Source organism: Minwuia sp. IMCC3060, assembly GCF_029909435.1.
Classification (GTDB): Bacteria; Pseudomonadota; Alphaproteobacteria; order Minwuiales; family Minwuiaceae; genus Minwuia.
The window spans coordinates 2,210,021-2,235,712 of the sequence record NZ_CP123782.1 but is presented as its reverse complement, the minus strand read 5'-3'; the positions used below and the strand labels follow the sequence as shown (position 1 = coordinate 2,235,712).

General features: G+C 66.0%; 26 protein-coding genes. 8 read left to right on the top strand and 18 right to left on the bottom strand.

The annotated features are described in order from the left end of the window. Positions 1-11 precede the first annotated feature (11 nt). The 9 genes from QGV54_RS10495 to erpA form a co-directional block, all read right to left on the bottom strand. Positions 12-1,094, bottom strand: coding sequence for a glycosyltransferase family 4 protein (locus QGV54_RS10495; protein ID WP_281016881.1), 1,083 nt, complete (start codon positions 1,092-1,094; stop codon positions 12-14). Between the two features lie 12 nt (positions 1,095-1,106). Next, positions 1,107-1,664: a demethoxyubiquinone hydroxylase family protein gene (locus QGV54_RS10490; RefSeq protein WP_281016882.1), complete on the bottom strand. Its 558-nt coding sequence runs from the start codon at positions 1,662-1,664 to the stop codon at positions 1,107-1,109. Continuing rightward, positions 1,664-2,155: a disulfide bond formation protein B gene (locus QGV54_RS10485; RefSeq protein ID WP_281016883.1), complete on the bottom strand. Its 492-nt coding sequence runs from the start codon at positions 2,153-2,155 to the stop codon at positions 1,664-1,666. The genes QGV54_RS10490 and QGV54_RS10485 overlap by 1 nt, the downstream gene beginning before the upstream one ends. A 91-nt stretch (positions 2,156-2,246) precedes the next feature. Then, the gene (locus QGV54_RS10480; RefSeq protein ID WP_281016884.1) at positions 2,247-2,612 is read right to left on the bottom strand and encodes a group 1 truncated hemoglobin; all 366 of its coding nucleotides are present in this window, start codon (positions 2,610-2,612) and stop codon (positions 2,247-2,249) included. A 118-nt stretch (positions 2,613-2,730) separates the two neighbouring features. Beyond that, the gene (locus QGV54_RS10475; RefSeq protein WP_281016885.1) at positions 2,731-3,639 is read right to left on the bottom strand and encodes a sterol desaturase family protein; all 909 of its coding nucleotides are present in this window, start codon (positions 3,637-3,639) and stop codon (positions 2,731-2,733) included. Continuing rightward, positions 3,636-4,070 carry a hypothetical protein gene (locus QGV54_RS10470; protein WP_281016886.1) on the bottom strand — a complete coding sequence of 145 codons (435 nt, stop codon included), beginning with the start codon at positions 4,068-4,070 and terminating at the stop codon, positions 3,636-3,638. Before QGV54_RS10470 ends, QGV54_RS10475 begins: the two co-directional genes overlap by 4 nt. Continuing rightward, on the bottom strand, positions 4,057-4,488 hold the full coding sequence (locus QGV54_RS10465) for a GFA family protein (RefSeq protein WP_281016887.1): 432 nt from the start codon (positions 4,486-4,488) through the stop codon (positions 4,057-4,059). Before QGV54_RS10465 ends, QGV54_RS10470 begins: the two co-directional genes overlap by 14 nt. Further along, on the bottom strand, positions 4,488-5,261 hold the full coding sequence (locus QGV54_RS10460) for an exodeoxyribonuclease III (protein ID WP_281016888.1): 774 nt from the start codon (positions 5,259-5,261) through the stop codon (positions 4,488-4,490). The genes QGV54_RS10465 and QGV54_RS10460 overlap by 1 nt, the downstream gene beginning before the upstream one ends. 51 nt (positions 5,262-5,312) lie before the next feature. Continuing rightward, on the bottom strand, positions 5,313-5,669 hold the full coding sequence (erpA, locus tag QGV54_RS10455) for an iron-sulfur cluster insertion protein ErpA (protein WP_281016889.1): 357 nt from the start codon (positions 5,667-5,669) through the stop codon (positions 5,313-5,315). Between the two features lie 170 nt (positions 5,670-5,839). On the opposite strand from erpA, the gene argS reads away from it, so the two are divergent. From argS to scpB, 5 genes are read left to right on the top strand one after another with little or no spacing between them, the layout of a single operon-like run. Further along, positions 5,840-7,588, top strand: coding sequence for an arginine--tRNA ligase (gene argS / locus QGV54_RS10450; RefSeq protein WP_281016890.1), 1,749 nt, complete (start codon positions 5,840-5,842; stop codon positions 7,586-7,588). After that, the gene (locus QGV54_RS10445; RefSeq protein WP_281016891.1) at positions 7,588-8,397 is read left to right on the top strand and encodes an SPOR domain-containing protein; all 810 of its coding nucleotides are present in this window, start codon (positions 7,588-7,590) and stop codon (positions 8,395-8,397) included. Before argS ends, QGV54_RS10445 begins: the two co-directional genes overlap by 1 nt. 48 nt (positions 8,398-8,445) lie before the next feature. Beyond that, positions 8,446-9,441 (top strand): beta-N-acetylhexosaminidase, encoded by a 996-nt coding sequence (gene nagZ, locus QGV54_RS10440; RefSeq protein ID WP_281016892.1) that lies wholly within the window; start codon positions 8,446-8,448, stop codon positions 9,439-9,441. 50 nt (positions 9,442-9,491) lie between these two features. Further along, positions 9,492-10,292 (top strand): ScpA family protein, encoded by an 801-nt coding sequence (locus tag QGV54_RS10435; protein ID WP_281016893.1) that lies wholly within the window; start codon positions 9,492-9,494, stop codon positions 10,290-10,292. Further along, a complete protein-coding gene (gene scpB / locus QGV54_RS10430) occupies positions 10,292-10,915 on the top strand; it encodes an SMC-Scp complex subunit ScpB (protein WP_281016894.1) in 624 nt (207 codons plus the stop codon). Before QGV54_RS10435 ends, scpB begins: the two co-directional genes overlap by 1 nt. A gap of 239 nt (positions 10,916-11,154) precedes the next feature. Here the strand turns inward: scpB and QGV54_RS10425 are convergent, their stop codons facing one another. Continuing rightward, on the bottom strand, positions 11,155-12,432 hold the full coding sequence (locus tag QGV54_RS10425; protein WP_281016895.1) for a nucleotide sugar dehydrogenase: 1,278 nt from the start codon (positions 12,430-12,432) through the stop codon (positions 11,155-11,157). 100 nt (positions 12,433-12,532) lie between these two features. On the opposite strand from QGV54_RS10425, the gene mazG reads away from it, so the two are divergent. Continuing rightward, complete coding sequence (gene mazG, locus QGV54_RS10420; RefSeq protein ID WP_281016896.1) at positions 12,533-13,351, top strand: nucleoside triphosphate pyrophosphohydrolase; 819 nt, start codon at positions 12,533-12,535, stop codon at positions 13,349-13,351. 15 nt (positions 13,352-13,366) lie between these two features. Here the strand turns inward: mazG and QGV54_RS10415 are convergent, their stop codons facing one another. The 5 genes from QGV54_RS10415 to QGV54_RS10395 all read right to left on the bottom strand — a co-directional run bounded on the left by QGV54_RS10415 (position 13,367) and on the right by QGV54_RS10395 (position 18,351). After that, positions 13,367-13,855 (bottom strand): Lrp/AsnC family transcriptional regulator, encoded by a 489-nt coding sequence (locus QGV54_RS10415; protein WP_281016897.1) that lies wholly within the window; start codon positions 13,853-13,855, stop codon positions 13,367-13,369. A 114-nt stretch (positions 13,856-13,969) separates the two neighbouring features. Further along, a complete protein-coding gene (locus QGV54_RS10410) occupies positions 13,970-15,529 on the bottom strand; it encodes a phosphatase PAP2 family protein (protein WP_281016898.1) in 1,560 nt (519 codons plus the stop codon). Beyond that, a complete protein-coding gene (locus QGV54_RS10405; protein WP_281016899.1) occupies positions 15,526-17,178 on the bottom strand; it encodes a glycosyltransferase family 39 protein in 1,653 nt (550 codons plus the stop codon). The genes QGV54_RS10410 and QGV54_RS10405 overlap by 4 nt, the downstream gene beginning before the upstream one ends. A gap of 7 nt (positions 17,179-17,185) precedes the next feature. Further along, positions 17,186-17,500 carry a lipid-A-disaccharide synthase N-terminal domain-containing protein gene (locus QGV54_RS10400; protein WP_281016900.1) on the bottom strand — a complete coding sequence of 105 codons (315 nt, stop codon included), beginning with the start codon at positions 17,498-17,500 and terminating at the stop codon, positions 17,186-17,188. Next, complete coding sequence (locus QGV54_RS10395; protein ID WP_281016901.1) at positions 17,497-18,351, bottom strand: glycosyltransferase family 2 protein; 855 nt, start codon at positions 18,349-18,351, stop codon at positions 17,497-17,499. The genes QGV54_RS10400 and QGV54_RS10395 overlap by 4 nt, the downstream gene beginning before the upstream one ends. Positions 18,352-18,440: 89 nt before the next feature. Here QGV54_RS10395 and QGV54_RS10390 point away from each other — a divergent pair, with 89 nt between their 5' ends. Beyond that, positions 18,441-19,631 carry an acetyl-CoA C-acyltransferase gene (locus QGV54_RS10390; protein WP_281016902.1) on the top strand — a complete coding sequence of 397 codons (1,191 nt, stop codon included), beginning with the start codon at positions 18,441-18,443 and terminating at the stop codon, positions 19,629-19,631. A gap of 128 nt (positions 19,632-19,759) precedes the next feature. Next, positions 19,760-21,007, top strand: coding sequence for a Zn-dependent hydrolase (locus tag QGV54_RS10385; RefSeq protein ID WP_281016903.1), 1,248 nt, complete (start codon positions 19,760-19,762; stop codon positions 21,005-21,007). 156 nt (positions 21,008-21,163) lie between these two features. On the opposite strand, the gene QGV54_RS10380 is transcribed toward QGV54_RS10385, so the two are convergent. Genes QGV54_RS10380 through QGV54_RS10370 form a run of 3 tightly spaced genes read right to left on the bottom strand, consistent with a single transcriptional unit; the run spans position 21,164 to position 25,612 of the window. Then, entirely contained in the window at positions 21,164-22,729 is a 1,566-nt protein-coding gene (locus QGV54_RS10380) for a carboxyl transferase domain-containing protein (RefSeq protein ID WP_281016904.1), read from the bottom strand. Positions 22,730-22,778: 49 nt separating this feature from the next. Continuing rightward, positions 22,779-24,461 (bottom strand): amidohydrolase family protein, encoded by a 1,683-nt coding sequence (locus QGV54_RS10375; protein ID WP_281016905.1) that lies wholly within the window; start codon positions 24,459-24,461, stop codon positions 22,779-22,781. 47 nt (positions 24,462-24,508) lie between these two features. Then, positions 24,509-25,612, bottom strand: a complete 1,104-nt coding sequence (locus QGV54_RS10370; RefSeq protein WP_281016906.1) for an amidohydrolase family protein — start codon at positions 25,610-25,612, stop codon at positions 24,509-24,511. Positions 25,613-25,692 lie beyond the last annotated feature (80 nt).

Sequence of the window (25,692 nt, the reverse complement as noted above, 5' to 3'; positions counted from 1 at the left end):
TTTCGGCGTCCCTATCTGACCAGTTCTCTGAGGATCATATCCAGATTCCGTGACGCCGCCGCGAAACCGTGCTGAACCGTTGCCCGGCGCCAGGCTTCACCCCCCATGCGCCTGCGAACCGCTGGTTGCCGCAACAGGGCACGGATGGCAAGCGTCAGGGCGTGGCGGTCGTGCGGTTCCACCAGCAATCCGGTCCGCCCGTGCACGACCACGTCCGGCACGCCGCCGGTGCGACCGGCCACGGTGGGAAGTCCCATGCAGGCGCCTTCCACCAGCGCCATCCCGAATGCCTCGTTGACCGCAGGCCAGACCATCAGGTCGTGGTCGCGCATGATCCCGGCCAGACGGGAAGGGGCAACCCGACCGTGCCAGGTGACCCGGTTCCGAACGGGCGCAAAGGCGTTGCGTACCTGCCGCGCGACTGGGCCGTCGCCGACAATGGCAAGCCGCCAGTCTGCCGACGCGAGGCCGCGCAATGCGGCCGCCAGTTCCCTGTACGACGCAAGCTTGTCGCCGGGGCGCATCATGCCGATGGCAAGCAGCCGCACGGTCCGGCACACCGGCCGCTGTTTGCCCGGACGCGGCCGGGTCCGGATGAACGGCGGAATGGCGTGGAGCCGCCCGGGGGCGACAAGGTCGAAGAGGCCTGCCTCGTCCGACCGGTTGAGGGGCAGGACGGCATCCGCATCCTGTATGGCCTGACGGGCGCGGCGGGCGAAGTCCGCCCAGGGGCCTTCCAGCCGCTTCGGCGCATCGCTCGCTTCCGCGATAACGTAGGGAATGCCCAGCCGCTTGCAGATCTCCGGCCCGATCAGGTCAGGTGCCTTGTAGTAGACGTGATAGGTGAACCAGAGATCTGGCGGTCGTGCGGCGAGTTCCCCGGTCAGCCGCACGATCTCCGTCGCGGCCTCGTCCAGCAGTTGCTGCTGCCGTTCGGGATTTCCTTGCGGCTCCCGCGTTCGCAGGTGCGTGACCAGTTCGACCTCATGCCCGGCCTGGCGCAGGGCAGCCATCAGCAGGCGGGCAATCTGTCTGTCACCGGACGGTACCGGATGGTCCGGTGGTTTCAGCGGCGCGTGGAAGGCGATGCGCACGCGGGGGCGATCTCAGATCCGGGTCGAGAGCCAGATCGCCAGACGTGATCCGGCTTTCACGCCTGCCGTCAGCAACCCGTACCCCGGTGCATCCGCCGCGTCATGTTCGCGCGCGATGTCGCGATGCTCGATCTCCTCGGCCCGGAAGGTCTCGATGGTTTCCTGGAGTTCAGGCTCGGCACCCTCTGCGGCAAGTGCCTCGGTCTGCTGCGCGTAATGCGCGTCGATCACCTCTTCCACCGCCTCCGTGCAGGCCATCGCCGCCTTCTCGCCCATCAGCGCCGTGCCGGCCCCCAGGGCAAAGCCCGCCACGTGCCAGATGGGGGAGAGCAGCGTCGGTCTCACATGGCGTTCGTTGAGCAGGTCGTCGAAGGTCTTCAGATGTTTCTCTTCCTGTTCGGCCATGTGCCGGATGGTGTCTCCGGACGGCGCATTGCCCAGCACGGCAAGCTGCCCCTGATATATCCGCTTCGCCCCATATTCGCCTGCCTGATCGACCCGCAGGATACGCTCCAGCCGGGTGCGCTGGTCCAAATCGCCAGGCAGCGTGGGCCTGATCGTGCGTTCCATCAGCGGCTCCTGATCCGTTTGTCGATGAGCAGCAGCATCAGCACGGCCGACAGTGCCCCGAAGACAGCGTTCCAGCCCGCAATGGAGAGGCCGAGAAAGGCAAAGGGGATCTGGTCACAGCGCGCAGGCTGTGCCCCCATGACCTGCGCCTTGAGCGCCTCCAGCGAATCCGGGGTCGAAATGGCGCTGCAGGACTCCAGTCCGCGCCAGAGGCCCTGCTCGACACCGGCGTGAAACACGCCGAACCCGGCAGACAGGGCGAATGCAACCGCCGCCAGCAGCAACCAGTAGGCGGCTGCGCGCGGCAACAGCAAGGCCGGCACGGCAAGTGCCGCCGCGGCGACATAGGGCCAGCGCTGCCAGACACACAGCTCGCAAGGCGCCAGTCCGAAGCCATGCTGTGCCACCATGGCCGCTCCCAGGGCGATGACGGGTGGCACGATGATGGCCAGGGCCGGACGCCGGGCCAGATATGAAAGGCGACTGCTCATCGGCGAAACATGGCCGCTGGTTCCGATCCGGGCAACCGCGCAAACGTCGCGGTGTGCCTGCGTGTCTCTGACGCCGGAGGCTGGAAACCGGTCAGCGGTTCAGCACGGCGTCCTTCAGGCCCGCTGCGGCGCCCATGATCTGGCCGACCAGTTCGTCCGGCACGCCAAGTTCGACCAGCGTATCGTTCAGGTGTCCCGCCACGGCGTCGAAATGCGGATCACTCATCCCCTTCTCGGCGACCAGGTGCGCATGGGCGCGGCGCATGTAGGCGTCCACGCCAGCGGCCTCGTTCTTGAACAGGGCCGTGAAGAACGCCCGCTGCTTGCCGTTCTGGGCGCTCATGTCCACACCCTCGAACATCGGCACAAGCAGCGGATCAGCCAGGACCTTGGCATAGAAAAGGTTCACGGCCGCGTTCACGGCGGCATCGCCGCCAATCTGCTGGTGAATGGTCATTCTGGTTCCCCCGAACTCGTGACGCTGTTTGCCAACCCGACTGCCATGCGCGTTCGCGCGGGCTGGTTGTCCCCGACGCGTCAATTCTGCGGTGTCCGCCGTGGCAAGACAACAAGCTTCACGTACCCGCGCCGGGCGTTCTGGTTGCCATGGCGTGCCATTCGTCACGAATGACGGCGGAAGTCCGGCCATTGCCGTCCGGGCGCCAGCCCGGGGCGTGCCAGAGGTACCCCAGTGCATCGCGCCAGTTGCCCGCGGCCCGGGCATCGCGAAACATGTCCACCCATTCGTGAAAGGCGATGCGGATCGGATTGAAGGTCGCGATCTGGCGCACGATGCCGTAACGGCACGGCTCCTTATCGTCCTCGGGCACGAAAGTGCCGAACATCCGGTCCCAGATGATCAGGATTCCGGCGTAGTTCCGGTCGAGATAGCGCGGGTTCGTGGCGTGATGCACCCGATGGTGTGACGGCGTGTTGAAGATCCATTCGATGGGCGCGGGCAGGCGTCCGATGGCTTCCGTATGGATCCAGAACTGGTAGACGAGGCTGATGCCCATCGAGAAGGCGATCAGTGCCGGCGGAAAGCCGAGCAGGGGCAGCGGCGCATAGACGATGAAGGTCCCGGCGATATTGCCTGTCCAGGTCTGCCGCAGTGCTGTCGAGAGATTGTAGTGCTGCGACGAGTGGTGGTTGATGTGCGCCGCCCACCAGAAGCGATGCTCATGGCTCAGGCGATGGAACCAGTAGTAGCAGAAGTCCTGCGCGAACAGGATCGCGACGAAGGCCCACCACTGGAAACCGATGTCGAACAGGCGGATCTCGTAGAGCGCGCGGATCATCCCGTAGATCAGCACCACGAAAGGGATGCCGGTCGCCAGGTTGCCCACCCCCATGATCAGGCTGGCCGCAGTGTCCTTCAATTCGTAGCGCACGGAACGCAGCCTGAAATAGCCAAGCGCCAGTTCGGCAATCATCAGGACAATGAAGGCGGGAATCGCCAGCGCGACCGGATCGGGCAGTTTCATGACGTGGATTCCTTCCGTGCGGCCATCTCGCCATAGAGCATCAGCACCTTGCGCCAGCGATCCAGCGTCTCCGGGTCGGTCAGCGTGATGGCGAAGGGCGGCTGGCCATAGGACCTGAAGCGCACCTGCAGGCGTGGCGGGTCCCCGTCGATGGCGATGCCACGGATGTCGTCCGGCCCCGGCACGGTGATCGCCGCGTGATCGCCCATCGCACGCACGACCGCCAGGGCACTGCGGTCCTCCAGCCATGCCATGGCGGCCCGGCCGTCGTCGGCAACGGTGATCGTCACCGGTGCGTAGCCTTCGGCGCGCAACGCCTGGTCAACCGTCGTGCGGTCGAGGCGGATATTGCGTCGCCCCCCGGCCAGCCAGACCAGCGTCACCACGAGAATGATGCCCGCCAGCGGCAGGATGAAGTCAGTCGGTTTCACGCCGGAAAGGCTCCCCCGATCGTTCCTCCCCGGGCCATGCCGGCAGATCGGGCAGCAGGCCGGGCCACGCCGCGGCGGACGTCGCCCAGATCTGTTCCTTCGGGCGCAGCCGGGCCGGATCATCAAGGGTCAGGAGCCCGATGTCATAGGTCTCCGGTTCCCTGTCACCCTTCCAGTAGAGCGGCGTGCCGCAACTGCCGCAGTGGGCCCGTACCGCGATGTCGGATGATCGCCATTCGACGGGTTTCCCCTGCCAGGTCACCTGCGCAGCCGGAACGGAGAAATTGGCGAAATAGGGCGCACCAATCCACTGCTGGCAGATGCGGCAATGACAGACGCTGGCATAGGGTTCCGGCGTGCTGACCGAATAGCGCACGGCACCGCAGAGACAACCGCCCGTCAGTGGAGTGTCCACCATCAGATTTCCTCCAGCTCCACCCAGGCCGGCGTGTGATCGGACGGGCGTTCCCCGCCGCGTGGTGCCTTGTCCACACCGCTGGCGAGCAACCGGTCCGCGGCTGTCGGCGACAGCAGCAGGTGATCGATCCTGAGACCATTGTCCTTCTGCCATGCGCCGCCGGTATAGTCCCAGTAGGTGTAGAAGTGCGGCTGCGGGTGAAAGGCGCGTATCCCGTCCGTCAGGCCGAGGTTGAGCAACTGCCTGTAGCGGTTGCGCGATTCCGGCCGGCACAGCGCATCGTCCTGCCACCCTTGTGGATTGTAGACGTCGTCGTCGGTCGGGCAGACGTTGTAGTCACCGGCGAGAACGAAGGTCTCGTCGTCGGCCAGCATCTGCTTCGCACGGTCGATCAGGCGATCCATCCAGCCGAGCTTGTAGTCGAATTTCGGGCCGGGTGCGGGGTTGCCGTTGGGCAGGTACAGGCCGCCGACGCGCACGCCGTCGATCGTGGCCTCCAGATAGCGTGCCTGCTCGTCCTCGTCATCGCCCGGCAGGCCGACCATCACGTCCTCGATCGGGCGCTTCGACAGGATCGCGACGCCATTGTAGGTCTTCTGACCGTGGACGGCGATGTTGTAGCCCAGATCCTCGATAGGCTCCGCGGGGAACTTCTCGTCAACGCACTTCAGTTCCTGCAGGCAGACAATGTCGGGCTGCGCCGAGGCCAGCCATTCTGTCACGCGCGGCAGCCGCGCGTTGATGGAATTGACGTTGAAGGTGGCAATGCGCATGACGGTTACTCCGGCTCGGTCGGAATTCCGTCTAGCACGCTGCGGGCACGGTTACATCACCGAGAAGGATGTGCCGCAGCCACAGGAGGCCGTCGCGTTCGGGTTCCGGACCTGAAAGGACGCGCCAATCAGTTCCTCGACATAGTCGAACTCCGACCCCTTCAGATATTCCAGGCTGACCGGATCGACCAGCACCGTGACGCCGTCCTTCTCGATCCTGAGGTCTTCCTCACCGACCTCCGGGTCGAAGCCGAAGTCATACTGGAAGCCGGAGCAGCCGCCGCCGAGCACCTGGACACGCAGCTTCAGCCCGTCGCGCCCGTCATCGGCAATCAGTTCGGCGACGCGCTGGAAAGCGGCATCGGTGACGCGGAATTCGGTTGTTTCAGTTGCACTTGCTTCGGTCATGATCAGTCAATCATACAGATGTTTGCGGTCGCACGCACTTGCGTCGCTCAATCCGGGGATTTAGACCGCGCAGGACATTTGTCAATCGGTCCGGCACATCAAGGGGCGGTCGATTGGAAGGCAATGCGAAGTCCGATACGATCTGGTCTCCTCAATTCAAGCGAATCACAATGAACCTGTTCCGTCATTTCAATGATCTGGTCCGGGAGGCTGCGGCCTCCCTCGACGGTGCGCCGTCCGACATCAATGTCGGGCCGATCACCGTGGAGCCGCCCCGCGACCCGTCACATGGTGACCTGGCCACCAATGCCGCCATGGTGCTGGCCAAGCCGTTGCGCCGGAAACCGCGTGACATCGCGGAAATGCTGGTGCCGGCCATCCAGCAGATGGACGGCGTCGCGTCGGTGGAGGTTGCGGGTCCGGGCTTCATCAACATCCGGCTGGGCGATGCATTCTGGCAGGCACGGCTGACGGAGATCCTGCGGCGCGGCCCGGCCTACGGTGACTCCGACATGGGCAGGGGCGACCGGGTCAACGTTGAATATGTCAGCGCCAATCCGACCGGCCCGATGCATGTCGGGCACGCCCGGGGGGCGGTGTTCGGTGATGCGCTGGCCAGCCTGCTGGAAAAGGCGGGCTGGGACGTGACGCGGGAATATTACATCAACGATGCCGGGGCGCAGGTCGATGTGCTCGCCCGGTCGCTGCACTATCGCTACCGGGTGGCGCTGGGGCAGGACCCTGGCCCGATGGCGGAAGGCCTCTATCCGGGCGAGTACCTGATCGAACCGGCCCGGGCACTGGCGGAGCGGGATCAGGATCGCTGGCTGGATGCGGAGGAACAGGAGTGGCTGCTGCCGTTCCGCGAGTTCGCGACCGAACAGATGATGGCGCTGATCCGTGCCGACCTGCATGCGCTGGGGGTGGATCACGAGGTCTTCACGTCGGAACGGAAGCTGCACGCCGACGGCCGGGTCGAGGAGGCGGTGAGCGATCTGGAGGCACGCGGCATGGTCTATACCGGCGTGCTGGAACCGCCGAAGGGCAAGCTGCCGGAAGATTGGGAACCCCGCCCGCAACTGCTGTTCCGGGCCACCGAATGGGGCGACGATGTGGACCGGCCGCTGAAGAAGTCGGATGGGTCCTGGACCTATTTCGCCGCCGACATCGCCTATCATTTCGACAAGTTCAAGCGCGGCTTCCCGCAGATGATCGATGTGCTGGGGGCCGATCACGGTGGCTATGTGAAACGCATGGTTTCCGCGACCCGGGCCATCACCGGCGCAGAGACCGGCGGGTTGACCATCAAGCTCTGCCAGATGGTGCAGCTGCTGGACGACGGACAGCCGGTGAAGATGTCGAAACGCGCCGGCACCTTCGTCACCCTGCGGGACGTGGTGGACCGTGTCGGGCGGGATGTCGTGCGTTTCATGCTGCTGACCCGCAAGAACGAGGCACCGATCGACTTCGATTTCGCCAAGGTCACCGAGCAGTCGCGCGACAATCCCGTTTTCTACGTCCAGTACGCCCACGCCCGTTGCTGTTCCATCTTCCGCAATGCGGAGAAGGATGTGCCGGGCCTGGACACCTCGTCGGAGGCGGTGCGGGCGGCAGATCTCAGCCTGCTGAAGCATCCGGAGGAAATCGCGCTGATCCGGCTGATGACCGCCTGGCCGCGCCTGATCGAACAGGCGGCGGAGGCGTCGGAACCGCATCGGCTTGCCTTCTACCTCTACGACATGGCTTCCGCCTTCCACGGTTTCTGGACCCGGGGACGGGATGCGGAGGACCTGCGTTTCATCCATCCCGAGAACCCGGAACTCACCATGGCGCGGCTGGCGCTGGTTGACGGTGTGCGCACGATCATCCGCTCCGGCCTGCAGGTGCTCGGCGTGACACCGGTCGAGGAAATGCGCTGATGGCGGGCGGTGGCCAGACACTTGAAACACCAAATCCGGGGCGCTGGCGCCTGATCGCGGGGTTCGTGGTTCTGATGGCGCTGGCTGCCTTTGTCGTCGTCATGTGGTTCGTGTTTCAGGAAGACCAGACCGACGGTCGTGTCAGCACCGGCTCCGGCATTCCCGTGGTGCGTGCGCCTGATGGACCGGACAGGGAGCGGCCTGCCGATCCGGGCGGGGTGGAGGTGCCGGACCGCGACAAGTCGGTCTTCGAGACCTTCAACACGGGCGAACAGGACCGCACGCAGATGGTGGAGCGGCTGCTGCCGCCACCGGAGATACCGCTGCCTGAGACGGTTCCCCCCGCGCGGCCGGAGGCTGAGGGCCAGCAGGTAATCGATGTGGCGGAGCGTCCCGAACCCGTGTCACCGCCAGCGGAGACGGAATCCGCTGCCCCCGCAGCGGTTCCCGTCGCGCGCCCGGAACAGGAACCGGCGAAGACCATCGCTGATCTGGTGGCCAGGACAGAGCCGAAGCCCGCTGCGCAACCGGCGCCGAAGGCCGAGGCGGCTGCGCCCGCCGGGGAATGGCAGGTCCAGCTTGCCGCCTTCCGCGACGAGGCCTCCGCCAACGAGGCCTGGAAGGGCCTGCAGAAGAAGTTCCCGGATGCGCTCTCGGGCCTGAAACCGACGGTCATCCGGGCGGACCTGGGGGATCGCGGCATCTATTTCCGTCTGCGGACCGGCGACTTCGCCAGCAAGCAGAAGGCTGACGCATTCTGCCAGACGCTGGCGGCGAAGGGGCAGGGGTGCATTTCCGCCCGGCGCTGAAACCCGCTGCGGTTCGGGCGCATTGATCTTCAATGAGGGAGAGGTGACATGCTGCCGGTGATATTCGGACTGGCCGGGCCAGAGATCACGGATGCGGAGCGGCAGTTGTTCCGGGACGCTGATCCCGTGGGCTTCATCCTGTTCCGGCGCAGTATCTCCGACCCCGGACAGGTGCGCGCCCTGACCGACAGCCTGCGGAGCCTCACAGGCCGTGATGACACGCCCATCCTGGTGGATCAGGAGGGCGGGCGTGTGCAGCGCCTGCAGCCACCGCACTGGATGGCGCTTCCCGCCCAGGCGCGGATCGGTGCACTGGCCGATGCACCTGCCCGGCGCGCGGCCTGGCTGCTGGGCCGCCTGATTGCCCATGATGTGACCGGTGCCGGTTTCAATGTCGCCTGTGCGCCATGCCTCGACCTGCTGTGGCCCGAGACACATCAGGCCATTGGCGACAGGGCATTCGCCGCAGACGCCGAACGTGTTGCAGGGCTGGGCGGGCAGGTCATTGCAGGTCTGAAGGCCGGTGGCGCCCTGCCGGTGATCAAGCACATGCCCGGACACGGGCGTGCCACCAGTGACAGCCATTTCGACCTGCCGGTGATCGACTGCGACGTGGACACCCTGAAACATACCGATTTCCGGCCGTTCCGCCGTCTTGCCAGACAGTCACCGTTCGGGATGACAGGTCACCTGATGTATCCGGCCATCGACCCGGACCGGCCATCGACCCTGTCCCCGACCGTGATCGGGGAGGTCATGCGCATGTACTGCAACTTCGACGGCTTCCTGATGTCGGACGACATCGACATGAAGGCGCTGGACGGCACCCCGGTGGCGCGGGCGCTGGGAGCGCTGGAGGCCGGGTGTGATGCGGTGCTGCAATGCTCCGGCGACTTCGGGACCATGCAGGCGGTCGCCGATGCCCTGCCGCCGATCGGCAATCAGGCACGTGCACGCCTGTCGCTGGCAATGGCGGAGTTGCGGCGGCCGGAGGACTTCGACCCTGTCGCCGGTCTGGCCGAGTTGCAGGACCTGGTGGGCTGAGGCGCAGATAGGGAATCGGACTGGCTGGCTTCGTCTGCTAGGATTTGGCCATGAACGACACCCCGGTCCCCAGCAAGGAATTCGAGGAAGACCAGCCTGACGCGGAACAGGGCGCGCGGCTGGTTGTCGATCTTGGCGCCTACGAGGGGCCGCTGGACCTGCTGCTGGACCTGGCGCGGGACCAGAAGGTCGATCTGGCGCAGATCTCGATCCTGCGGCTGGCGGATCAGTTCGTCGCCTTCATCGAGTCGGCCCATCGTTTGCGGATCGAGATCGCGGCGGACTATCTGGTGATGGCGGCCTGGCTGGCCTATCTGAAATCCCGTCTGCTGCTGCCCGATCCCGAACCGGACGAGGAACTCAGCGGCGCGGAGATGGCGGCGCGTCTCGGCTGGCAGTTGCGGCGGTTGCAGGCGATGCGCAAGGCGGGGGAGCAGCTTTTCGGCCGGGCGCGGGAGGGGCAGGAGTTCTTCCGCCGTGGCGCGCCGGAGGGGGTGCGTATCCTGCGCCGCTCCGCCTGGGACTGTGATCTCTACGACCTGCTGCGGGCCTATGCGGCGCATCGGGAGTCCCAGGGCGACAGCGAGCCGCTGAAGGTCCGGCGCACGAATGTCTATTCGGTGGAACAGGCGCTGGAGCGGCTGCGGAGGCTGCTGGGGGCGATGCCGGAGTGGTCCAGCCTGCAGGCCTATCTGCCGAACAATGTCACCGACCCGTTCACCCGACGCTCCGCCACCGCCTCGACCCTGCTCGCGGCGCTGGAAATGGCGAAGCAGGGGGAGGTGGAGATCCGGCAGGGGCGCACCTTCGGCCCGATCTATGTCCGCAACCGTCGCGATGAGACCGACTGATGAGTGTTGACCGTAACCACGTCCGCATTGCCGAGGCGCTGCTGTTCGCCGCCAGTGAACCGCTGTCGCTGGAGCGTCTGAAACAGCGTCTGCCCGATGATGTCGACCCGGCGGATGTCATGGCGCAACTGGTCGCCGACTATCAGGGACGAGGGGTGGCGCCGGTTCAGGTGGCGGGGCGCTGGATGTTCCGCACGGCCCCCGATCTCGCCGACGCGCTGGAGGAGGAGCGGGTGTCGGAGCGCAGGCTGTCCCGCGCCGCCGTCGAGACCCTGGCCATCATCGCCTATCACCAGCCCACGACCCGGGCGGAGGTGGAGGAACTGCGCGGCGTCGCGGTCTCCAAGGGGACGATGGACGTGCTGATGGAAACCGGCTGGATCCGCCCGCGCGGCCGCCGCCAGACGCCGGGCCGCCCGGTAACCTGGGGCACCACGGACGAGTTCCTGATCCACTTCGGGCTGGAGAGCCTTGGTGACCTGCCAGGCATCGACGAACTGAAGGCCACCGGCCTGCTCAGCGCCGAACCCCGCGAACCCGGCCTGTTCGACGCCCAGGCACGGGAACAGATCGCCGCCGCGCGGGGGGAGGAGGGTGAAGGGACAGACACCGACACACCGTGATCCGATTTCGTCGGTGCGGCAGAGAGTTCCGAAATTGCTGCTGAACATGGCCATGTTCGCCCCTTCCCCCTCGACGGGGGAAGGTCGGGATGGGGGTGGATCGGCGAAGCCGATGCGGCGTCTGCTGCCTTTGCGGCAGCCTGTGGCTCCCCCCATCGACCGCTACGCGGCCACTTCCCCCGCAAGGGGGGAAGGGAAAGATCGCCCGACACGGGAATGGCCCGACATGAAGGGAGGACTCAAAGGCTCCAGTAGGCGATGTCGGGGCGCAGTTCGGTGGGATCGAGCACGGACTTGATGTCGACAACGATTGCGGAGGGACCGGCGAAGTCGTTGATCCACTTGGCGCCGCGCTCCAGATACTGCTTGTGCGCGACGGCCAGGATGATGGCGTCGGCACCTTCCATCTCCGCCTCGTCAACCAGCCTGTAGCCATATTCGGTGAAGGTTTCCTGCGGGTCGGCGATGGGATCGTGCAGCTTCACGGAGACGCCGAATTCCAGCAGTTCGTGCACGATGTCCGGCACCCGGCTGTTGCGCAGGTCGGTGACGTCTTCCTTGAAGGTCACGCCCAGCACCGCGAAGCTGGCGGAGACATCCAGCCTGCGCCGCCGTGCCATCATCTTCATGGCGCGCTGGGCGATGTAGGTGCCCATCTGGTCGTTGATGCGGCGACCGGAGAGAATGACCTCCGGATGGTAGCCCACGTCATCGGCCCGCGCCGTCAGGTAGTAGGGATCGACACCGATGCAGTGGCCGCCCACCAGACCGGGCTTGAAGGGCAGGAAGTTCCACTTGGTGCCCGCCGCGGCCAGCACGTCGGAGGTACGCAGGTTCAGCCGTTCGAAGATGATCGCCAGTTCGTTCATCAGGGCGATGTTCAGGTCGCGCTGCGTGTTCTCGATGACCTTCGCCGCCTCCGCCACCTGGATCGAGGGCGCGCGATGGATACCGGCCTGCACCACCGCACCGTAGATGCCCGCGATGCGCTCGGTGGTTTCGGCGTCCTGCCCGGCAACGACCTTGATGATGCGCTCTATCGTGTGCTCGCGGTCGCCGGGATTGATCCGTTCCGGGGAGTAGGCGAGCTTGATCTGGTCGTACTGGCGCAGGCCCGAGACGCGCTGCAGGATCGGGCCGCAGAATTCGTCCGTGACGCCGGGATAGACGGTGGATTCGATGGTCACCAGATCGCCGTCCACCAGATGCGGACCGATCAGTTCACAGGCCTTCTGCAGCAGGCTCAGGTCCGGCTGGCGGTTGGCGTTGATCGGGGTCGGCACGGTCAGGAAATAGACCGACGGCTCCGCCAGCATCGCCGGGTCGGAGGTGAAGGTGACGTCGCAGGCATCCAGCGTGACCTTGTCGACCTCGCCGGTGCGGTCGATGCCGCCCGCCAGCTCCGCGACACGATCCGCCTTGATGTCGTAGCCGACAACCCGGAACTTCTTCGCCAGGGCGACAGCCAGCGGCAGCCCCACATATCCAAGGCCGATCACGGCCAGCACTTCAGTCATGACTGCACGTCCAGACGGTCCCTGTGCGATTCGTCGTCTCAGCCTATGATGGCCCGGAAACCGTGGCTAGCTACCACGCCGATTGCGGAAGAGCCAGAGCATGATCGACAGTGATTTGGAGGCGGAGCGGCCCATGGACCGGCTGCTGCGCATCATGGCCGCTCTCAGGACGCCGGAGACGGGCTGTCCGTGGGATCTGGAGCAGGATTTCGAGACCATTGCCCCCTACACGATCGAGGAAGCCTACGAGGTCGCAGACGCCATTGCGCGCGGTGACATGGAGGATCTGAAGGGGGAACTTGGCGACCTGCTGTTCCAGACCGTGTTTCATGCCCGCATGGCGGAGGAAGCGGGTGACTTCGCCTTCGAGGACGTGGCAACGGCCATCGCCGACAAGATGGAGGTTCGCCATCCGCATGTCTTCGGCGCGCAGACGGGCATCGAGACGGCGGACGCACAGACGCTGAACTGGGAAAGCCAGAAGGCGCGGGAGCGGGCGGAACGGGCGGCACGGCAGGGCAGGGCAGCGTCCGCCCTGGACGGCGTGGCACTTGGCCTGCCGGCTCTGCTGCGGGCGGAGAAGATCCAGAAACGCGCCGCGCGGGTTGGCTTTGACTGGGCAGAGACCGCGCCGGTCATTGCCAAGGTGCGGGAAGAACTGTCGGAACTTGAGGCCGAGGTGAGCAGCGGTTCGGCGGCGCGGCAGGAGGAGGAGCTTGGTGATCTGCTGTTCGCGGTCGCCAATCTGGCCCGGCATCTGGGCCACGACTCGGAGGCTGCGCTGCGCAAGGCGACCGCGAAGTTCGAGAAGCGGTTTCATGCGGTCGAGGCTGCGATCACGGCGGAGGGGCGGTCGATGGACGATGCCACGCTGGCGGAGATGGACCGGCACTGGAACGCAGCCAAGCGTCAGGAATGACGGTCGGCCAAGCGGTTACTCCGGCGGTGTCGCCAGTTCCACCGGCACGCCGGGTTCATGCTTGCTCTCCCGGATCGCCAGTGATGTCTTCACGTGGGCCACATTGTCGGCGGCGGTGAGCTGCTCGGTCAGGAAGTGCTGGTAGGCGTCCCAGTCCTTCGCCACCACCTTCAGCAGGAAGTCGATCTCTCCCGCCAGCATGTGGCAGGCCCGCACCTGCGGCCAGCTTCGCACCATCTCCTCGAACGCCTTCAGGTCTGTCTCGGCCTGGCTCTCCAGCCCGACCATGGCAAAGACGGTCACGCCAAATCCCAGGTGTTCCGGCGTCAGGTCAGCATGGTAGCCTCGGATGTATCCCGCATCCTCCAGCGCCCGGACGCGACGCAGGCAGGGCGGTGCCGAAATGCCGACACGACGGGCCAGTTCAACGTTTGTCATCCGGCCATCCGCCTGCAGATCCGAGAGGATCTTCCGGTCGATCTCGTCAAGCTTTACACGCTGCATGGAAGTCCCTGTAAACGAAACTGGTCAGAAAGATGCTCCGGGCCGAGCAGTGCGCGCAACATTATTACTGGAATGGCAAATGCGCAATCATATCCTGTCGCAGATCGGCAGATTTCAGCCGTGGCGGCAACGCCGCCAGAACCGCCCCAGCATCCGTCCGAAGTCATGCACGGCGGCGCGGCTGTCGCGTCCCCAGCGGCGCAGGCTGCCCGGGCGGGCGCGCATGATGACGGGGTAGAGCGCGGTCGCGATCCAGACGTTGATCAGCCCGGCATAGGTCACATCGAACAGGTAATGGGAGCCGTTGAACATGCGCATCAGCCCGATGGCCACCCCGAACCACAGGGCCGCCTGCATCAGGCGACGGCGACGGCGTCCTGCGGCGAAGGCGATGGGCAGGGCAATCATGGCGAATGCCGCGCTGGCATCGCCGGAGACGAAGGAGCAGTTGCGGGCGCAGCCGTGCGTCGGGATCAGCGCGGGCTGGTACTGCTGCTCCCCGCCGAACTCGACCGTGTGCAGCGGGCGCGGGCGGTCCCACTGGTCCTTCAGCAGCAGGTTGGTGACCAGGCCGACGCCGATGCCGAAGACGGCCAGCACATAGAACAGCCGCCGCGCGGTAGCCTTCCGCCGCCAGCGCTTGCGGAACCCGTTCGCGGTCAGGCCCAGCGCGATGGCGACCAGCAGCCAGTAGAAGGTGGGGCGCAGGATGTCGTGAAACACGTCCCCGGCGATGGAATCGGTCAGCCAGAATTCATTGCCCTGCAGGTGGAACATCCGGGCGGCGATCCGGTCCAGCGGCGTGAACAGGGCCAGCGGTGCCAGAAGGAAAGCCAGTGCCAGGCAGTAGCGCCGATAGCGGGTGAGGCGGGAGCCGCCGTCAATGGGCAGCAGCGGGCCGGCGGATGCCGGACCGGCAGGGCGCGCCAGCCACCAGCGGCCGATCGGCAATCGCTTGATCGTGCCGTCCTGGCGCACGCGAAACACCCAGTTGCGCCGTGCCAGGAACCCTCTCAGCCACCAGGCGATGAAACCGCCCATGGCGGCACCGGCGATCACGTCGGACAGGAAGTGGGCATTGACTGCGATCCGCGCCAATCCGCCGATGACGGCGAAGGCGATCAGCCAGACCCGGAACCGGGGCAGCAGGAAGCACATGGCCACGGCGAAGGCGAACAGGGTCGTGGTGTGGCCGGAAGGGAAGGACTGGTGGCTCCAGTCAAAGGCGAACAGGCTCCAGTCGGCGGTCTCGCCCTCGGCCAGGTAGCGGGGCCGGGCGCGCCCGTAGATGATCTTGAAGACGTTGGTCAGAATGCCGGAAATGGCGATCGAGGCCACGACGTAGCCCGCCGCCGAGGCATCCCAGCCGTACAGTGCCCGGCGCGCGGGCCTGATGCTGGCGGAACGGAGCACCAGCGCGCCGAAGACGACGCAGCCGCCTGTCACCAGGCCCCACTTGCTGTTGCCCACGTCGCCCAGGACCTGCAGGGCGAGAATGGCGCGGCTGTCGCTGGCGAGGACCTGGCCCCGGATCCAGACATCCAGGCCGTAGGAACCGACGACGGCAAAGGTCAGGATCAGTTCGTAGACGGCGATCTGCCAGGGCAGCAGCCAGCGTCCCGCACTGCGGTCGCGGGTCGCCGCGCCCATCTGTTCCAGCCGGTTCGCACTCACTGGGCCGGCCCCGCCAGTCGGTAGAGGGAAATGCTCACTGTCTTGCCCTTGGCATAGTTGAAGCCCTGAACTTCATCCAGTTTCTCAACTCTTGCACCGGCAGCCGCGATGCGGTCAAGGAAATCACCCTGCAGTCGGGCCTCGACGGCAGCAATCTGGCAGGGCGTGCCATAAAGCAGCCTTGCCGCCGCACCTTCCGCGTGGGTCAGGTATGTATCCGTCGCGGTCAGGAACACCAGACTGGGTTCGTTGAACCCGGCGCTGATCAGATGCGGTTGCGGGCAGGTGGCAACGCGGCCGAAAGCATCAGCCAGGCGCGGTGAGACGAACGCCGGGTCCAGCCCCGGCAGGAACCGTCCGAAGACCACACCCGAGAACAGGATGGCGGCGACGAGGATGCCCGCAAGCTGCCCGCCACTGCGCCGTGTGCCCCGGAGGAACGACAGACCCAGCCAGAGGGCCGGGATCAGCAGAATGCCCGCAAAATGCCAGATGCCCAGCGACACACCTGCGCCGTCGGCCACGAACGGCATGGCCCCGGCAAGCGCCAGCGTGACAAGGCCCCAGAGCACCATCACCACGACCTGCCACCAGCGGGGGGCGCGGGCATCCACATCATGCAGCGCCGCCACCGCCAGGATGGCCAGCGCCGGGTAGGCGGGCAGGACGTAATGGGCGAGCTTTGTGGGCGTTGCGGCAAAGACGATCCAGGTGAACAGCGCCCAGCCGAGCAGCAGCAGCACCTCCGCCCGGCGGCGGCTGCGCCAGATCCAGGGCAGTGCCAGCAGGCCGAGGAAGGAGAAGGGCCAGAAGGTGACATTGGCCAGCGCCAGATAGAGGCCCGGCGGCGCACCATGGCTCTCCTGCCCGCCCGCGACCTTGGCAATCATGTCCTTGCCCACCGACTCGGCCAGGAAACCGCCGTCGCTGATGATGATGATGGCGATGTACCAGGGCAGGGCGACGATCAGGAACAGCGGGATACCGGTCAGGGGTTTCAGGTCGCGTATCCAGCCGACACCGCGTGTCAGCCAGGTCTGCGCGATGGCGAGGCCGATGACCGGCAGGAAGAGGATCGGTCCCTTCACCATGAACCCGGCGCCAGCCAGCGCCCAGAAGCCATGGGCGGGACCGTTGCCTCCACGTCGGCGCAGTGCCACCAGTATGCAGGCCAGCGCGCCCAGGATGCAGGCCAGCAGCAGCGCATCGGACTTGCCCGTGCGTGCCTCCACGTTCAGCAGGATGGAACTGGCCATGACCAGTCCCGCGCCGAAGCCCACACCGCCCGTGAACAGCAGCCCCCCGATGAAGGCGGTCAGCAGGACCGATGCGACGGCAGCGAGCAGGCTCGGCATCCGGTAGACCCAGATCTCGTCGCGGATGCCCGTCAGATGGACGGCCAGCGTCTGTACCCAGTAGATTCCGGCGGGCTTCTTGTGGCGCGGCTCCCCCTGGAAGCGGATGTCGATGTAGTCGCCGGTCTCCACCATCTGCTTCGATGCCTGGGCGAAGCGGCTCTCGTCGCGGTCGATGGGCGGCAGGCTGAACAGGCCGGGCAGGAAGAACGCCAGCGCGATCACTGTCAGCAGGCCGTAGCGCAGGGCGGCGGACCAGTCACCGATGCGGTCAAGCAGGCTCTGCGGGCTCATGCGACCGCTAACCGGCGCTGGCCCGGCGCTTGTCGCGGCGGATGAAGTAGAGGTTGCGGCTGTAGATGACGATGCCCGTGGTCTGGCCCAGCATGATCACCGGGTCCTCCCGCAGGATGCCATAGGTGAACATCAGGACGCCGCCGGTGATGGAGAAGTACCAGAAGGCCTCCGGCACCACCGACTTGCGGGCCCGCTCCGTCACGATCCACTGCACCAGGAAGCGCATGAAGAACATGCTCTGCGCGAACAGGCCGAAGATGAACAGCCAGACCTCGATCCCGGTCATGCGGTCCCACCAGTTGGCGACCAGGTCGATCATGCACCGCCTCCGTCGCTGCGGGTGACCTCGGTTGCGCCCGGGTTGCGGGCACGATAGCGCAGCCAGACAAAGCCCAGCAGATCCACGATGCCGTCGAGTGCCCGCTTCCAGTTGGTGTACTTGGACTGCCCCGCAGAGCGGTCCCGGTCGCCGATCTCCACCGTGGCCACGTCATGGCCATAGAGCCTGAACAGCGCCGGCATGAAGCGGTGCATGGTGGCGAAGAAGGGCAGTTCCAGATAGTCGGCCCGGCGGAAGGCCTTCAGCCCGCAGCCCGAGTCGGGGCAATCGTCGCGCAGCACGGCCTGTCGGATGGCATTGGCGGCGCGGGACGCGAAGCGGCGGCTGCCCGTCGCCTTCCGTCCGACCCGCCAGCCGTTGACCAGCCCGACGTGCGGCCGGGTCGTGTCGGTCAGCCGTGTCAGCAGGGCCGGAATGTCGGGGGGCGGGTTCTGTCCGTCGCCGTCCAGCGTGATGATGACCTCTGCCTCCACCGCCGCGCGGACACCGCTGCGCACGGCAGCGCTCTGGCCGGACCGGACCTGGTGGCGCAGCACGCGCAGGCGCGGCACCGCGGTCATGGTCTGCCGCAGTTCCTCAGCCGTTGCATCGTCGGAGCCGTCATCGACAACGATGATCGCAACGGGGGGCGTGTCTTTCAGAACGTCGTCGATCTCCGTCACCAGGTGGCCGATATTGCCAGCCTCGTTCATGGCGGGGATCACGACCGCGAAGGTGGTCATCGGGTGCGGGTCCGGTGTGATGGCCAGATCAGTGAAGTGCCCGGCAGGGGCAAAGCGGGTCTCATCGCAGATTTCCGCCCCCCCGTCCATCGCTTGCGCCGGAAGCATGACTGCGGCGCGCCGCCGCGCCGGAGGTTTCCAAGCCCCGCCGCACGCGCTAGATCATGGAGCAGAAATTCTTCATGGAGCATCAGATCATGAGCAGCACCGACCCGATCGTCATTGTTGGTATGGCCCGGACACCGATGGGTGGCTTCCAGGGCGAACTGGGGGGCGAGGTCGCCTCCAGCCTCGGCAGCACGGCGATTGCCGCTGCCCTCGCGCGCGCTGGCGTCAGCGGCGATGACATCGACGAAGTGATCATGGGCAACGTGCTGCCGGCGGGTCAGGGGCAGGCCCCGGCGCGCCAGGCTTCCAAGGGCGCGGGCATTCCCGATGCCGCCAACTGCACGACGATCAACAAGATGTGCGGCTCCGGCATGAAGGCGGCGATGTTCAGCCACGACATGCTGCTGGCCGGTGTGAACGACATCATGGTCGCGGGCGGCATGGAGAGCATGACCAATTCGCCGTACCTGCTGCCCAAGGCACGCGGCGGCATGCGACTGGGTCATGGCGAGGTGAAGGACCACATGTTCCTCGACGGGCTGGAGGACGCCTACGACAAGGGCCGTCTGATGGGCACCTTCGCGGAGGACTGTGCGGAGGCCTATCAGTTCACCCGCGAACAGCAGGACGAGTACGCGATCCGCAGCCTGAAGCGCGCGCAGGGCGCACAGGAAAGCGGCGGCTTTGCCGACGAGATCGCTCCGGTGACCCTGATGACCCGCAAGGGGGAGGTGACCATCGACAGTGACGAACAGCCCCGCAATGCCAACCTGGACAAGATCCCGACGCTGAAGCCCGCCTTCCGCAAGGACGGCACGGTGACGCCCGCCAATTCCTCCTCCATCTCCGATGGTGCCGCCGCTCTGGTCATGATGCGCCAGTCGGAGGCCGAGAAGCGCGGCCTGACCCCGCTGGCCCGGATCATCGGCCACACCAGCCATGCGCAGGAACCGGGCTGGTTCACCACCGCGCCGGTGCATGCGATCAACAAGCTGTACCAGAAGACCGGCTGGGATCCGAAGACGGTCGACCTCTACGAGATCAACGAGGCCTTTGCCGTTGTTCCCATGGCGGCGATTCACGAGCTGGCGCTGGATGTGGAGCGGGTGAACGTGCATGGCGGGGCCTGCGCGCTGGGCCATCCCATCGGGGCCTCCGGCGCGCGCATCCTGGTCACGCTGATCAATGCCCTGAAGACCCACGGCATGAAGCGCGGCATCGCCGGCATCTGCATCGGCGGTGGCGAAGCGACGGCCATGGCGCTGGAACTGACGCACTGAGAGTGATCTTGTAGGGCTGGCGGTGCCATCCCTCTTACCCAGCCGGCCACCCGACAGGGATTCTCCCTTGTGTGGCCGGGAAGGGGAGAGGGGAGGGACGGTCAAATGACAAAACCAGGAGGCGGACCATGAACGATGGGCATAATCTGGCGATCAATGGTGACCGTCTCTGGGACAGTCTGATGGAGATGGCGAAGATCGGAGCGACGGAAAAGGGCGGCAACTGCCGCCTTGCCCTGACCGATCTCGACCGGGAAGGTCGCGATCTTTTCGTTCAGTGGTGCAAGGCGGCAGGCTGCACCATCCGCATCGACCGGATGGGCAACATCTTTGCCCGTCGTGCCGGGACCAATGATGACCTGCCGCCGGTCATGACCGGCAGTCATCTGGATACGCAGCCCACCGGTGGCCGGTTCGACGGGGTCTATGGGGTGCTTGCCGGGCTGGAGGTCATCCGCAGCCTGAATGACCTGGACATCGCCACCGAACATCCGGTGGAGACCGTGGTCTGGACCAATGAGGAAGGCTCCCGTTTCGCGCCTGCCATGGTTGCCTCCGGCGTCTTCGCCGGAGCCTTCGATCTGGAATATGGCCTCAGCCGCGCTGACGTGGACGGCAAGACCATGGGCGAGGAACTGGAACGCATCGGCTATGCCGGGCCGGAGGAGGTCGGTGGCCGCGCCATCCACGCCTTCTTCGAGACCCATATCGAGCAGGGGCCGATCCTGGAGGCAGAGGAGAAGGAGATCGGTGTCGTCACCGACGCCCAGGGCCAGCGCTGGTACGAACTGAACATCACCGGTCAGGAAAGCCACGCCGGGCCGACGCCGATGCCGATCCGCAAGGACGCCCTGCTGGGGGCATCCCGGATCGTCGACCTGGTCAACAGGGTGGGGCTGGATCACGGCCCCGTCGGCTGTGCCACGGTCGGCATGATGCAGGTGCACCCGAACAGCCGGAACGTCATTCCCGGCCATGTCTTCCTGACCATCGACTTCCGTCATCCGGATGCGGATCAGCTTCTCTCCATGGACCGCCAGATGCGCGCAGGCGTGGCGGAGATCGCGGACCGGTCGCGGGTCGAGGTGGATGTCGAGGAGATCTGGCATTCCCCGCCGGTGCCGTTCGACCGCTCCTGCGTCGAGGCCGTGGCCCGCGCCACTGCGGAGCTTGGCTATTCGTCGCGGGAAATCGTCTCCGGCGCCGGTCACGACGCCTGCTACATCTCCCGCGTCGCGCCCACGTCGATGATCTTCATCCCCTGCATCGACGGCATCAGCCACAACGAAGTCGAGGACGCCAAGCCGGAGTGGATCCACGCAGGCGGCAACGTCCTGCTCCGTGCCATGCTGGAGAAAGCGGGGCGGGTTTCGTAGGTCCCGCCAACACTTCCCCACGATGCTCGCGGACCTGATCCGCGAGCCCAGTCTCCGACGCTCGCGCGGCACTCTGGGTGCCCGGATCAAGTCCGGGCACGGCGTGAGTGGGGAGTGAGACGGCTCAGGCGCTGGTGTGCATGTACGGTCCCGATCTCAGGGACGGGCCCACATGCGGGTTTCCTGGCGGCCACGGACCGGTGCGACCATGTTGGCGAAGTCGCAGAGCAGCGGGCGGGTGTCTCGGGGGTCGATCATTTCCTCGATGGCGAAGGTCTCCGCCGTGCGGAACGGGGAGCGCAGCTTGTTCAGACGGTCGGTGATGGCGGCCAGTTCGGCCTCCGGATCCTCCGCCGCATCCAGGTCGGCGCGGTAGGCGGCCTCGATCCCGCCCTCCAGCGGCAGGGAGCCCCAGCGGCCTGACAGCCAGCCGTAGCGCGTGACATAGCGGTTGGACGGCGCATGTGCGCCACCGGCGACGCCGAAGGCATTGCGGATGATCATGGTGCACCAGGGTGTCGTCGTCTGCTCGATCGCCGCCATCGCGCGGACGCCGTGGCGGATGGTGCCGCGCTGTTCTGCCTCCAGCCCGACCTGGAAGCCCGGGCAGTCACACAGGTAGACCACGGGCAGGTGGAAGGTCTCCGCCATGTCCACCATGCGCACGGCCTTCTGGCAGGCGTCGGAGGTCCAGACCCCGCCATAGACGTAGGGGTCACTGGCCAGCAGCAGGACCGGCCAGCCGTCCAGCCGCGCCAGGCCGCTGATGACGGAACGCCCGAACAGCGGTGCAATCTCGAAGAAACTGCCCTTGTCCACCACCGCGTCGATGATGGAGCGCATGCGATAGACCTTGCGGATGTCGCGCGGCACGATCCTGAACAGCTTTTCCTCCCGCCGGTCGACGGGGTCGTCGCACTCCGCGCGGGGCGGCAGATCATCGGTCGAGGAGGGCATGTAGGACAGGAAGCGGCGTGCCTGTTCAAAGGCTTCCTCCTCCGTATCCACGGCATTGTCCACGCCACCGGCGGCAAGCTGGATCTGCCAGCCGCCCAGTTCCTGCTTGGTCAGATCCTGGCCGATACCCTTCACGACCGGCGGCCCGGCCACGAACATGGCGGCCACGTCCTTGCGCATGACGGAGAAGTGGGTGGCGGCCAGTCGCGCGGCACCCAGGCCAGCGACGGAGCCGAGACCCAGGCCGACGGTCGGTACTTCGCCCATGTTGATCATCAGCTGTTCGGCCCCGAAGGACTGGCCCCAGCCGCCCGGCAGGTTGGCGTGGCCCGTGGTCTCGATGGTCTTCACCGAACCGCCGCCGCCGGAGCCTTCGATGATGCGGATGATCGGCATCCGCATTTCCCGCGCCATCTGCTCCGGATGCAGCGCCTTGCCCTTGTTGGTGGCATCGGCGGAACCGCCGCGCACCGTGAAGTCATCGCCGGTCACCACCACCTGGCGCCCGTTGATCAGGCCGCGCCCGGTGACGGAGTTGTTGGGCATCAGGTGAACCAGATTGCCGTCGGCGTCATACTCGCCGCGCCCGACGATGGAGCCGACCTCCTGGAAACTGCCATCGTCCACCAGCCCGGTGATCCGCTCCCGGATCGTCAGGCGGTCGCCGGCATGCTGCCGCGCCACCTTGTCGGGGCCGCCCATGCCCCGCGCCATGCGCTTGCGGGTTTCCAGTTCTTCGAGTTCGGGCGACCAGTCTTTCGTCATTTGGCGGGTATCTCCAGCAGGCTTGGTTTCAGGTTCTTGAACGATCGGGTCAGGCGTGGCCGTTGCGCAGCAGCTTGCCGGGCAGGGCACCGGCGGTATCCACCATGTCCTGGCCGGACTGGCGCAGCAGGGTGCCATTGACGATGACGGCGTCGATGCCGAAGGCATCCGCCACCAGCCGGTCGGCTCCGGCGGGGAAATCATGCACCCGCTGGATCGGGCCGCAGCCCACCGTTTCGGGATCGAAGATCACGATGTCGGCAGGGCGACCCTCGGCCAGGGTGCCGCGGTCGGTGATGCCGAAGACCTCCGCCGGGCGGCTGGTCAGCATCCGCACTGCTTCCTCGACAGAGAACACGCCCTTTTCCCGCACCCAGCGGCCCAGCAGCCAGGTCGGCAGGCAGGCATCGCAGAGCTGGCTGGCGTGCGCGCCGGCATCCGAGAGACCGATGACGGTGGAGGAATCCTTCAGCAGCGGTTCGACCTCGTCTTCCTCGTGATTTGCCACCGGCATCCGGAAACGCGCTTCCAGATCCGTTTCCAGCGACAGGTCGAGGATCAGGTCCGTCATCGCCACGCCCCGTTCCGCCGCGACTTCCCGCAGCAGCCGCTCGGACAGTTCCGGCGCGCCCGGCACATCGGCAATGATGGTCTTCTCGAAGGACCGGATGAAGGTCGGTTTCGCGTTGCCGTCCATCTTGTGACGGAAGGCATCGCGGAATGCCGTGTCGGCATAGATGCGTTTCTTGCCCTCATGATCCGCGCCGCGCACATCGCGGAAGATCGACATGGGCTCGAAGATGAATGGCGCGCTGAACTGCTGTTCGAACATCAGGGCGCGCGGCGTCACCTGCGGGTAGATCGGCAGGCCCAGCGCGTTCAGGTCGGCGGAGCGGCGGAGCTGATCCATGTGATCCCCCTCCGCCAGCGACACACCGGCCAGCAGGGCGGTCCAGGAGATCGGGCGCCCTGTGGCGCGCGCGATCTTCTCGAACTCGTCCAGGAACAGGTCTCGCCCGATGGTGGCCTGCATCAGACCGGTCTTCTGCTCGCCCATGACGGAGGCGAGGCCGAGGATTTCCTCGAAAGTCGCCAGGCGGCTGGGTACGGGGCGGCCTTCGAAACCGGTGTGGGTCACGGCCTTCGACGTGGCAAAGCCCAGCGCACCGGCCTCCAGCCCCTCCGCGAACAGCCCGCGCATGGTGGATAGTTCGTCGTCGGTCGCGGCGCGCTCCGTCGCATCCAGCCCCATGACGTAGAGCCGCAGCGGCGTATGGCCGAACAGGACGCCGAGATTGATGGCGGTTCCCTGCGCCTCCAGCGCATCCATGTACTCGGGAAAGCTCTCGAAGCCCCAGTCGCCAAGTCCGGCGTTCAGGGCATCGACGCTCATCCCCTCCACCTTCTCCAGCGTGCGGACGATCAGATCCCGGTCGGCGGGGCGGGTCGGGGCGACGCCGAAGCCGCAATTGCCGATGACCGCCGTCGTGACGCCATGCCAGGGACTGATGGTCATCATCCGGTCCCAGACGACCTGGGCGTCATAATGGGTATGGATATCGACGAAGCCCGGGGCGACGACATGGCCCTGCGCGTCGATTGTCGTCGTGGCCTCGCCATCGACGGAACCCAACGCGACAACCTTGCCGTCGCGGATGCCGACACTGCCCTGGCGCGACGGTGCGCCCGTGCCGTCGACGATCCGCGCATTGGTGATCTTGATATCCAGCATCGTTCAGGCCTCCCCAGCCGTTCGACAAGTTGGTGACGTCGCCGCGATCAGTTCATGGGCAGATTGTAGAGTTCCCGCACATTGTCATGCAGGATCCGCCGCTTCTCGTGCGCGGTCAGACCCTTCGTGTGTTCGGCCAGCAGGTCCTGGCTCCAGGGCCAGGTGGAGTCCGAATGCGGGAAGTCGTTGGCCCACATCAGGCGGTCCGTGTTCATTTCGTCCTTGGCCTTCAGCGCCGACCAGTCGTCCTGGAACGTCAGATAGATGTTCTCCTTGAAGTAATCGGACGGCATCCGTTCCAGCTCGGCGCAGGTCAGCCAGAAGCGATGGCGCTTGTAGGCATGATCGGCGCGGTACATCCAGTGCGGCGCCCAGCCTGCATCCGCCTCCACACAGACCACCTTCAGATCCGGGTGACGATCGAAGACGCCGCCGAAGATCATCATGCCCAGAATGTCCTGGCAGCCGCGAATGATGGACTGGAATGAATTGATCTTGGCGCCGCGCGTGCGGCCCACCTGGTCGGAGCCGCTGGTCAGGATGTGGAACGACAGCGGCATGCCGAGGTCGACCGCAGCCTCGTAGAACGGGCCGTAGACCTCCGAGTCATAGTCCTCGACCTGGGGATTGCCCGGCATCATGACACCGCGGAACCCCATCTCCCGGGCCTTGCGCAGTTCCTCGATGCCTTCATCGACGGAACGCATGGCGAGCTGTGCCATGCCGAACAGGCGGCCCGGCGCCGGATCGCAGAACTCCTGGAGCCACAGGTTGTAGGCGTCGAAGCAGGCCTTCTTGTAGTCGAAGTCCGGGTGGTTGCAGAGCATCATGCCGACGGAAGGATAGATGATCTCCCCATAGACGCCGTCACGGTCCTGATCCTTCAGCCGTTGCACGGGATCCCAGCCCCCGGGGTGCAGGTCCTTGTAGTTGTCCGCGCCGAAACGCAGGTCCTTCGGGTCGCGCCCGGCCGCTGCGATCAGGCCCATCGGAATGGGCTTCTTCATCCCGTCGATGGCGAACACGTCACCGAACTTGGCGTCATGCACGATGTGCGGCGCCTTGTCCTTCCAGCTCCGGTCGATGCGCGCAGTATAGCAGTCCGGCGGCTCCGTGATGTGCGAGTCCGCTGATATCGGACGGTAATCCATGACTGATCCTCCCCAGGCACACGCGATTTCACGCGATCATTGCCGCAAGGATAGCGCGGGTTTGCCTGCCTGTAAGCCAG